An 858-nucleotide genomic window follows, 5' to 3' on the forward strand; every position below is an offset into this window, starting at 1 on the left:
CAAGGCCTTGTTTATCGGCTATCTGTTTGGCATTCGTAGCGAGCGCCAGTTGATGCGCGAGATCCAAGTCAACGTCGCCTACCGCTGGTTCCTCGGCTTGCGCTTGACCGACAAGGTGCCCGATGCCTCAACCATCAGCCAGAACCGACGCCGCCGCTTCTCCGATAGTACGATCCACCAAGAGATCTTCGATACCATTGTCGAGCAAGCCATCGCACAGGGCTTGGTGGGCGGCGAAGTGCTCTACACCGATAGCACGCATCTCAAGGCCAATGCCAACAAGCATCGTTTTGAGCGCCAAGCGGTCGAGACGACGGCACGGGACTATCTGGACGCACTGGATGTGGCGGTTGAGGAGGACCGCGCTCAACATGGAAAAAAGCCCTGACGCCGCGTGCTGAGGCACCGGCCACTGTCGAAAAGAAAATCAGCCTCACCGACCCGGATAGCGGCTATATGGTGCGCGATGGCAAACCGACCGGCTTCTTCTATCTGGATCACCGCACGGTGGACGGCAAGCACGCCATTATTACCGATACCCATGTCACCCCGGCCAGTGTGCACGATAGCGTGCCTTACTTGGCGCGACTGGACCATCAGTGCCAGCGCTTCGGGCTGGACCCGGTCGGTGTCGGCCTCGACGCGGGTTACTTTACGGCGGCTATCTGTCATGGACTGGAGGAGCGCGGGCTTTATGGTGTCATCGGCTACCGCCGTCCCAGTAAGCCGAAAGGGTATCTACCCAAACGTGCCTTTACCTATGACGCGGCGACCAACACCTATCAGTGCCCAGAGGGCCAATCGCTGATCTATGCCACCACGGATCGACATGGCTACCGCCACTATCGCAGTGATCCT

General features: G+C 59.0%; 1 pseudogene. It reads left to right on the forward strand.

From position 1 onward, the window contains the following. A pseudogene (locus tag R0J87_RS18305) lies at positions 1–858 on the forward strand (IS1182 family transposase); the annotation flags it as partial.

The organism is Halomonas sp. SIMBA_159 (assembly GCF_046536035.1).
GTDB lineage: Bacteria > Pseudomonadota > Gammaproteobacteria > Pseudomonadales > Halomonadaceae > Vreelandella > Vreelandella venusta_A.